This is a genomic window from Glaciecola sp. SC05, assembly GCF_041380235.1.
Taxonomy (GTDB): Bacteria; Pseudomonadota; Gammaproteobacteria; order Enterobacterales; family Alteromonadaceae; genus Glaciecola.
Genome location: NZ_JBGIYY010000031.1, coordinates 1 through 9,870 on the forward strand (window position 1 = coordinate 1; position 9,870 = coordinate 9,870).

Below are 9,870 nucleotides of genomic sequence, written 5' to 3' on the forward strand. Positions count from 1 at the left end.
CAAAGAAGTATATCGCGGTGTCTTCAAGTAAGTGCATCAATTAGCCCAGTTATCGATAAACCGTCATGGCAATTTGCGAACGGACTAAAACCTTGGATCAATTGGGTTGCTGGGGGCTATATTGGCATCTTCGACATATTGCGCAAGGTTTAAACTTTGTAAATCAGGCCACTTTGGCCCGGTAAACAATACGCCAACCGCAAATCTATCAAATACGCCAGCAGGCTCTGCTGCAGACGGAAGTCCCAATACATTTTCCTCAAGTATTGGACGAACCGTTTCTAGTTGAAACATACACCCTTCGGGGCTCTGTGCATCTTGATTGATAGGCAGTGGAAGCTGTGTCCATTTAGGCGTTAATATCGCATTACACTTTTCAAAAAAGTATGCCATGCAATGGATAAGTGATAGCGGTCTCCCCACGCTTTTTCGATTTGAGCGGCTGTTAAGGTGCCTTTCCCATCAACAGTAGACTTCAGTACGTTTGCTGCGTTATCTCCTATGAGCATAAGCATGTCTTCTATACCAATGCTAATATTGCCAATAACGATGTTCTACCAACATTTTATAGTAGCTTTATATTCAGGTATGTCTAATTCTGTCACTTTATAAAAGCGAGTTTGAAATAATAAAAAACCCCGCACTTGGCGGGGTTTGACTAAATTACAGTTTCTTATGCTTTCTTGCGTCGAAAGCCTACTACTGCAAGGCCCGACAGAAATATTACAAGTGTTGCAGGGGCTGATACATCCATTGCATCCATAATCGCGTCGATTGCGAAATTGGCAAGCAGCGTATGTCCTGCTGCAGTTGGATGAATGCCGTCAAAGAATAGATATGAGTCAGGGTCAGCGCAAAGCGTGCCAACAGCTTGGTTGAAGCAAGGATCGATTATGTTAGAAAAACCAAAGCTTGCTGGGTCTACATTAACATCTTCAAAAAGAGAAAAGAGGTCTAGTTCGATAATATTGATACCCAGATTCGTTCTCAGCACTTGCATTTCGTTTTGCAACTGAGCGTTAAACGCAATGCTTGCTGCGGTAATAACAGGAGCCGGACCGCCCGGTGCTAGACCCGCTTGAGATTCTGGAGTTAGGCCTATGTTCAATGCATTTGGTACAAAGAAATTCTTTGCGCCAGCCGCATGCAGGTTAGTAATGATCGCAGAAATACCTGCAACCGATCCACCGATGTTGTTGTCGCGAATATCATTGCCGCCGCCAAATATAGAATAAAGAGCGTTTTCATCGGCTACGCCGCCAACATCAGACAAATATAAAAAGCTTTGTTGAACTAGGCTCGGGACCGAACCGCCAGCAGCAATTCGCGCGCCTCCCCAAGCGTAGTTGTTGCCACCCGCTAGTGAGTTGGTCGATGGAAACCCAAGTTGATTGGCTACAAGATCATACCAAACTACACCGGCTGAGCCATCTGTGAAATTGCTAGTAAACCGCCCGCTCGCATAAGGCGGCGGTGGAAAACCTCCGGTAGCCAATGACACGTTACCTGTGTCGCTTAGGCTATCTCCAAAACTAATAAAGCTGCTAATGGGCGCGGCTGAAAGTGAACCGCTAAACATGAATAGTAAAAGTGAAGCTGAGATGTATTTTGTCATTATTATTCTCTGATGTGTGGTGTATTAAGCAGTTTCGCAATAATCATGCCACTCTTAATTTACATATAAATAACAAATGCTTATAAATATTTAGTTTTTCCTCAAATACAAATGTGTAAAATTATCTGACAGTATTGGTCATAAAGAACAGAGGTTTTGGAGATTTAGCTTTTAATAAATTTATATTGGATGTATGGCTTGCACGAAGCCGTCTTGATTGCAATATGTTGCAACGCGCTTCTCAGTCGACTTAGTCAATGAAACTGAACATACACTTTCTACCCACCCAAGGTTTGCACTTCGCTTGATTGTTATAGCGCCTTAAAATTGCTCTCCTTCAGCTACTAACGCAACGGCACTTTTTGGTGGTTGCACCACTGTCATTTCAACAACCTTTAACTCTGCCACTGCAGGCTCAAATATCGTCATGTCTCGTTCTGTAGTGGGGTACTCATCCCATCCGTACACTTCGCTAACACGAGAAAGCAAATCATTAATCAACACGTCACCGTTATCGCTGTTGGTCATTATTGCGATGCCATTGCCCGTTTCTGGATCAATAAATAAATTCGAACTGAAACCGTCATTTGTCGCGCCTTGAGGGAAGGAAGTAAGAATACTGTCTTGATGTTCTAAAAAAAATCCAATACCCATAGATGCTAGTTGCGGCCTCAGCATCTGTGCTGCCGTTTTGCTGGTAATGGGGGTCTTGCCTAAACCTCGATGACTTTTGTGAAACTTAGATGCCATCATTAATAGTTCAGATGGTGTTGTCCAAAAAACAGTTGTGGTATTGGTTAAATACAAGTCGCCATTGGTTTCAGTCGCTAACTCGGTAGAGCGATGAGGTGCCGCGACATTTTTTGCTAGTTGCTCAGCCGCACTTTGAGAACCTGCATTGCTACTAGCGTTTGATAAGCCCGTATTTGGAGTGTCGTCTAGTGCTGATGACGCTACTTTGGGTCGTTCTATTGTGTCTAGCTGCGCTTGCTTACTATCATTGCCTGAATACTTAAATGTTGCAGTAGGCTGTATATAGGCCTGTATTGTCTTTGTGTTTTCTGCACCCGCCTGTTTCAGCACCTCAAACATAGATGGCATATTTGAGTTATCGGAGTATGCGCTAAATCCATCTGCGCTTGTCACCGGCGACTCGCTCAACAAGCTAGGCGAAGTAGCGGCAATAGATTGAGACCATGTCTCCTGAGGCAATTGCCAACTTTTGAGTAAGTTATTTACATCTTTATCAAAGCCTAAGTCGTTCTCTTGGCGATACTGTAACAATACTTCGGCAAACACGGGCTTTGCAATAATGGCGGTTTGAAATACGGTTTTGCTATCAATATTTTTTTGTGATTCAAAATCAGTTACCCCTTCTGTAAGGGTCCAGGTAATTTTATGATTTTCCATAAAGGCTATAGATACAGCCGGAATGTTGAGGGCTGACATCTTTTCTTTAAGGCTTTTCAGCTGTGTGGTTTCATTATCAATAGCAAATTGAGGCTGTATCATGATGCTAATAGCATCTGCACGCTTTTGTATGGTGTCAGTTTGAGCGGCACAAACTGCTGAAGACGCAAAAAAGCAAACCATCAATAACAAGAAGACAAAAGGCTGCATAAAAATATCCTTATACAATTACAATCAGCTATAACAGTGGGACCTAGTGCTAAATACACAATGGGTTTTAGTGTATCGCAGATTCAATTATTCGGCTAATTATCAAATTTACGTTTGTTGAGCTACATCAAACATATATTGCAATCGAAATGATAGCTTGTTGTATAATTCAAGTGCCATGGCGTTGACAAGCAAGTTTATTAGCTTAGCACATTGAGCAGTTTATAGTTTGCCGTAGCTTCGAAGCATTTTTTGTACGATATCGAAGTGAAAGTCTCGTTTACATGAGTAACATTTGACATGTTAGATTTAAGTGGGTTACGTTTGACACGCTTGCTTAAATTTCACACGAACTTACTAACACTATTTGTTAATACACAACAACCACAATAATGCTCGTCTACCGAGAATAAGGACAGGACAGATTTATGGATAAAACAACGCCACTCACATTTGTAAAAAGTCCAATTGCAGTATTAATAGCCCTTTCTTTGGGCCTTACGACACCCTCTGTTTTTGCTCAGGAAATTGAAGAAGAGATAGAAACAATCCGACTAGAAACCATTACGGTTACCGCACAAAAACGGCCACAAAACTTGCAGGATGTGCCTATTTCGGTTACCGCTATTTCGGGTAAACAGCTGTCTGAATCTGTGCTTCAGGATCTGTTTGATGTATCGGCTTATGTACCTGCTTTATCGGCTTTTCAGACTCAAAACGCCACCAACTCAAGCTTCTCCATCCGAGGTATTGGTACTGGGTCACAAAACTTCGGCTTAGAATCGTCAGTTGGCTTATATGTAGACGGCGTATACCGAGCCCGCCAAAACTCAATGATCAACAACTTAGTTGATGTTGAGGCAGTCGAAGTGTTGCGCGGCCCTCAGGGGACTCTATTTGGTAAAAACACACCATCAGGTGCAATATTGGTGCGCACTGTTGCACCAAGCCACGAGGGAGCAAATAGTTTCGTTGAAGCGACGATTGGCAATTATGGCTTAGTTAACTATTCAGCTGCTGCCTCAATTTCAGCTATTGAAAATGTATTGGCTTTTCGATTGACAGCATTTGGCAGCCAGCGTGACGGCATCGTCAGTGAAGTCAATGCCGGTGATGATGTATTAAACGACAGAGATCGTTGGGGCGCAAGGCTACAAGCTCTGTATACACCAAACGACGATGTATCGCTGCGCATTATTGCTGACTATTCAGAAATTAATGAAATTTGCTGTGCCGCCCCGGTTCAGGTGAGTAACGCAGAGGCCTCTGGGATTGCAGGCAAGTTTGGCTCAGACAGTCTGCTCTCGCAAGCGCCGTTTAATGCAACCATTTTTGACGGCGATGACTTTTTTGATCGCAGAGTCGCCCTGTCGTTTTTACCCGAATCGTTGATGACCGATAGCGGTATATCTGCAGAGCTTAACTGGGATATTAACAACCGTTATACGGTGGTTTCTATCTCGGCTTATCGCAGCTTTGATGCACTAGATAATATTGATACTGATTTTACCGATGCCGATTTGTTCGGTACTAGGAATGATTCACAACAGCGTTCATTTTCGCAAGAACTACGCCTTGATTACAGCGGTGAAAATACGAATACCATTCTCGGCGCCTATTATTTTACGCAGGATTTGGATCTTGATTATAGTCTTTACACAGACGACCAATTTGACCAGTTTTTTCTATCGGGCTTTTCTCAGGGCGCGTTTAATAGCCTACTGGCTGGGATTGATGCACTGAGTGCAGCAACCAATGGGCTTGTGGCACAGTCTGCGGCGCCAGCACCAGCCGGCACAGGCTTTGATCATAGAGCTGAGCAAGCACACGAGAGTTACGCGATTTTTGGGCAAGTCGACTACCAATTTACCGACAAATTTACCCTAACTGCCGGTTTCAGGTACACCGATGAAAGCAAAGAGCTCTCAACCGTATTTAGTGAAAATTTACCCGGTAACGCCGCGTTTCCTACATTCTTTTCATCGGTAGGTGACCCAGCTAATCCAGCATCAATTGTTCCTGGCACATTGCTTTATGGTGCCGGTGTGGCTGGCGGCGTGCTAACCGGGATTGCCAATAACACTATTGATATTACCACCCCCACAGGACAAGCAGCACTGCAGGCCTTGGTGCCGTTTCAAAGTTTAGGTTGGGGATTTAAACCACTCGGTGCGATTACCTCTGACCGTTCTGATATTGATGCCACCTTAGACGATGACCAACTAACCGGTACCTTAAAACTAAGCTATCAGGCCAATAGAGACACCCTAGTGTATGCGTCTTACGGCACCGGATATAAGTCGGGCGGAACAAATACAGATCGTATCGCAGAGGGCTTTGACCCCGTTTTTGCTGCAGAAACATCACGCGCATTTGAGTTTGGTATTAAAAAGGATTTCCCGGCGCATGATCTGCGGATCAACGCGGCTGCGCATTCAACAGCAGTGGACGATTTCCAAGCAAATACTTTTGCTGGCACGGGCTTTAATCTACAAAATGCGGGTGACTATAAGGCCTCAGGTTTTGAATTTGAACTAATGTGGCTTCCTACTGAAACTGTTGAAGTTAACTTTTCTTATGCTCGGGTAAACGCTGAATATGACAGTTTTGAGCGCGGAAATTGCTGGATTGCTTATACTTGGCAAACGGGTATTGGTGACCCCGGACAAGAAAGCTCAAACCCTGCGGCCCCGAACCCATTTTGTAATCGGGCCGGCGGACGCCCAGGGGGAGAGCCAGAAAATTACGCGATAATTAAGGTGAAAAAAGACTTTACTATTAGTGACGATATTAGCAGCTATGTGGTAGCAGAATTCAGCCACACTGGCGACATCGTTTTAGATGGCAGTAATGATCCCTTGGCGGTTCAAAATGCATACAGCTTACTTAATTTACGTTGGTTTATGAACTTTGCGAAATACGATATGGACCTGATCTTTTGGGGGCGTAATGTGTTAGACGAAGAATATATAAAGCAAATCAACTTCAATACTCCCTTGCAAGAAGGCAAGCTCAACGCTTATATAGCTGATCCCGCTACCTTTGGCGTGACATTGAAGAAGCGCTTCTAGAAGCTAGGCAAATTTCGGGCACCACTTATTAATAAGAAAAACAGTAGGTTGAACCTAAGGAAATAGCCGGCATTTGCCGGCTGTTTTGTTTTTTAACTTTGGTTATTGAGTAGAGCTGTTAATGATCATTTAATGCTAAAGGAGCTTTAGAACAAGGCATTTACTTTACCGCCAGCGCGCGTTCCTTGCATCGTCTATGTTATTGAGTGTTGCGGTTATAAAAGAATGACTGTCAGGATATATCTCACGCCCGCTTTTCAATGCCAGCTCATAATATTTAATGGCCCTTTTGTACTCACCTTTTGCCTGCCATGCACTGCCAAGATTAAAACGACTTTTTGCCACCGAGGCGTTAGCTTCACCGAAGTTTATGAGCCAACTCTCTAACGCCAGCTCATAATACTCAATGGCTTTGTCGTACTGCTTGGTTGCTAACCATGCACTGCCTAAATTGCTTTGGGTCGTCGCCACTTCAGGATGATTTTCGTTCAAGATGCGAATATAAGTACTTAAAGCCAATTCATAAAATTCGATGGCCTTTTCGTACTCTCCTTTTGCCTGCCAAGTATTGCCGAGATTATTCTGTCGAATGGCTACCGAAGGATGGTTTTCACCAAATGTAAGAATACCGCTATTAAGTGCTAGTTCATAATACTCGATAGCTTTGTCGTACTGGTCTAGGGCTTTATATACACTGCCTAAGTTACTGCGCCTTTTGGCTACTGAAGGGTGATCCTCTCCAAAATTTTTAATACCGCCCTCAAGGGCCAATTCATAATATTCAATTGCTTTGTCATATTGGCCAAGTGATTCGTAGGCGCTACCTAGATTACTTCGCCTGATCGCGACCGATGGATGATCTTCCCCAAAGCTCTTAATACCGCTAGCAAGCGCTAGTTGATAATACTCAATTGCTTTGTCGTATTGGCCTTTTGCCGACCACAGGCTGCCTAAATTGCTACGCCGTATGGCTACTGCTGGATGGTCTTCACCAAAGGTAGTAATGCCACTTTTAAGCGCCTGTTCATAATATTCTATAGCTTGGTCAAATTGACCTTGCGCTTTTAATATTCGCCCCAAATTACTGAAGGTTTCAGCAACATCGGGATGGTCTGGCCCTAGGCTTTGTATGTTGCTCGCAAGTGCCTGCTCATAATATTCAATGGCTTTGTCGTATTGCCCTTTCGCCAACCACAAACTACCTAAATGACTTCGCGTAGTCGCCACAATGGGGTGCTGCTCGCCAAAAGTTTTTAGAGCACTCTTTAACGCCAATTCGTAGAACTTGCCAGCTTTGTCATACTGACCTTGCGCTTGCCATGCACTGCCTAAACGATTTCGCGTTTTAGCGACTTCAGGGTGATTTTCACCTAACATTTGTATATTACTGGCAAGGGCCTGCTCATAAAACGCGATGGCTTTATCGTATTGGGCTTGTGCTTGCAATGCACTGCCCAAATCACTGCGCGTCTTGGCTACTTCTGGATGAGCTTGACCAAAGGTTGCAAGCGCTTGCCGCAAGGCCAGTTCGTAATATTCAATCGCCTCGTCAAAACGCCCCTGTTCTTGCTCTAAGCTACCGAGTAGCCTGCGCGTCAATGCTACATAAGGGTGGTCTTCACCAAAGGTCTGCACGTCATTTGTCAGTGCCTGCATGTAATACTCTGCGGCTTTTTCGTACTGTCCTTTCTGTTGCCATGCGCTTCCGAGTAATCTACGCGTATTCGCCACGTCAGGGTGCTGCTCACCAAACGTTTGCAAACTGCTAGCTACAGCAAGTTCATAAAACTCAATCGCTTTATCGTACTTGCCTTGTACTTGCCACAAACTACCTTGTAGCCTGCGAGTAACCGCCACTTCTGGATGATCCTCGCCAAAGGTTTTTATATCACTTGCTAGCGCCTGCTCATAATATCCTTGGGAGATTGCGTACTGTCCCTTTTCCTGCCATGCACTGCCCAGTTGCCTGCGCGTGCTGGCCACCACATGATGCTCTTCACCAAAGGTTAGAATATTGATAGCGAGCGCTCTTTCATAATAACCAATCGCTTTGTCGTATTCGGCTTTTGCCTCCCAAGCACTGCCTAAGCTATTAAGTATAAGTGCTACCGAGGGATGATTTTTACTGACAGAGCCAAGGCTACTGGCGAGAGCTAACTCATAGTAGTCAATCGCTCTATTATATTGACCTAATGCCTGCCAGGCATTGCCCAGCTTATTGCGCCTAGTAGCCACGGTGAGATGAGTTTCGCCGAGCGTATTAATACCGCTATTTAGCGCTAATTCGTAATACTCAATCGCCTTTTTGTATTGGCCTTTTGCCTCCCAGGCACTGCCTAAGTTACTGCGCCTAATTGCTACGGAAGGATGCTCTTCGCCGTGGGCAAGAATACCGATTTGAAGGGCCAATTCATAATATTCAATAGCCTTTTCGTAGTCGCCTCTAGCCTGCCAGACCAAACCTATATTACTGCGCACTTTTGCTTCGAAGGAGTCATCTTGATCAGTATTCAGCAAGCTGTTTGCGAGTGCTAATTCATAATAATCAATAGCTTTTTGATAGTCACCTTTGGCATGCCACACTAAACCTAAATTATTTCGAATTTTAGCTACTTCAATATGTTCTTCACCAAATAGACTGATACTACTTGCAAGGGCTAACTCATAATAAGTAATGGCTTTATCAAATTGTCCTTTGGCCTTAAATACCAGTGCTAAATTGTTGCGCGTTGTTGCAACATTTGGATGTGCGTCACCATAGCTCTCAATATCACTGTTAAGAGCTTGTTCAAAATATTCTATGGCTTTGTCGTATTCACCTTTTGCATACGACAAAATCCCTAAATCATTAGCGGGTAAAGTCTGAGTAGTTTGGTCTTGCTCAGTTTGCGGTGCTAATTCCGCGTTTGCATATGCCGCAACTGAAGATATCGCAACACTTAAAGTAATTATTGTATTTCTTGTGACTTGCAGTGAGTACCGCAACCATTTCCTAGATGGCTGTTGCCGCCGACGATAAACTGCATTTCCATACTGGCCATTATGCTGTCCTTTCATATGCCCCCAATTACCCTACAGTTGTTTTACTCATGCTTATATTAGAAGATGTGTTAACTAACACAGTTATAAAAAATGAGTTTTCCCAAGCTCGTCAACTTCGCAAATACACATCATCATTTACTTGTTGATAGTCCAAGAAAGAAAAGAATCGATACACAGAAGTATTCAAGACACAGCATCCTAGCTCTTGTAACTTTAATCTTAGCGAGTCTTACCAAAATGTCTATAGATTTGCGCCGATATCAAGACAACGATTTGAGCACTCTAGCAAACGACCTAATTACGCAGAGTAATCTTGTGAGCCGATACATGACCGACTTTTCTATAAAGTCATTGAACCCCTATTCATATTCACACTATTAAGCGGGGCGCTTATTTTAATAATGCTGTGGAGTTAAGTATCGTTTTATCTTCTCCTTTTAAGTGAGGAGGCTGCAGGTAACAAGCGCACTAGCCTATATGTCGTTCAAGAGATGCATAGGATAGAGGATTACATTTCGTCAC

General features: G+C 43.7%; 5 protein-coding genes. 1 reads left to right on the forward strand and 4 read right to left on the reverse strand.

The window, feature by feature from the left end:
- Window positions 1-84: 84 nt before the first annotated feature.
- From AB9H30_RS19000 to AB9H30_RS19010, 3 genes are all read right to left on the reverse strand, one after another.
- Window positions 85-393, reverse strand: coding sequence for a hypothetical protein (locus AB9H30_RS19000; protein WP_371196375.1), 309 nt, complete (start codon window positions 391-393; stop codon window positions 85-87).
- A 280-nt stretch (window positions 394-673) separates the two neighbouring features.
- Window positions 674-1,615, reverse strand: a complete 942-nt coding sequence (locus tag AB9H30_RS19005) for an SGNH/GDSL hydrolase family protein (protein WP_371196376.1) — start codon at window positions 1,613-1,615, stop codon at window positions 674-676.
- 321 nt (window positions 1,616-1,936) lie between these two features.
- Window positions 1,937-3,235: a hypothetical protein gene (locus AB9H30_RS19010; protein ID WP_371196377.1), complete on the reverse strand. Its 1,299-nt coding sequence runs from the start codon at window positions 3,233-3,235 to the stop codon at window positions 1,937-1,939.
- Between the two features lie 428 nt (window positions 3,236-3,663).
- On the opposite strand from AB9H30_RS19010, the gene AB9H30_RS19015 reads away from it, so the two are divergent.
- Window positions 3,664-6,306: a TonB-dependent receptor gene (locus tag AB9H30_RS19015; RefSeq protein ID WP_371196378.1), complete on the forward strand. Its 2,643-nt coding sequence runs from the start codon at window positions 3,664-3,666 to the stop codon at window positions 6,304-6,306.
- Window positions 6,307-6,471: 165 nt separating this feature from the next.
- Here AB9H30_RS19015 and AB9H30_RS19020 read toward each other — a convergent pair whose 3' ends face one another.
- Complete coding sequence (locus tag AB9H30_RS19020) at window positions 6,472-9,363, reverse strand: tetratricopeptide repeat protein (RefSeq protein WP_371196379.1); 2,892 nt, start codon at window positions 9,361-9,363, stop codon at window positions 6,472-6,474.
- Between the last annotated feature and the right edge of the window lie 507 nt (window positions 9,364-9,870).

What these genes read in the sequence shown, in the direction of transcription:
- AB9H30_RS19010 (WP_371196377.1), bottom strand. Translation starts at nt 3,235, where the DNA reads ATGCAGCCTTTTGTCTTCTTGTTATTGATGGTTTGCTTTTTTGCGTCT.
- AB9H30_RS19005 (WP_371196376.1), bottom strand. Translation starts at nt 1,615, where the DNA reads ATGACAAAATACATCTCAGCTTCACTTTTACTATTCATGTTTAGCGGT.
- AB9H30_RS19000 (WP_371196375.1), bottom strand. Translation starts at nt 393, where the DNA reads ATGGCATACTTTTTTGAAAAGTGTAATGCGATATTAACGCCTAAATGG.
- AB9H30_RS19020 (WP_371196379.1), bottom strand. Translation starts at nt 9,363, where the DNA reads ATGAAAGGACAGCATAATGGCCAGTATGGAAATGCAGTTTATCGTCGG.
- AB9H30_RS19015 (WP_371196378.1), top strand. Translation starts at nt 3,664, where the DNA reads ATGGATAAAACAACGCCACTCACATTTGTAAAAAGTCCAATTGCAGTA.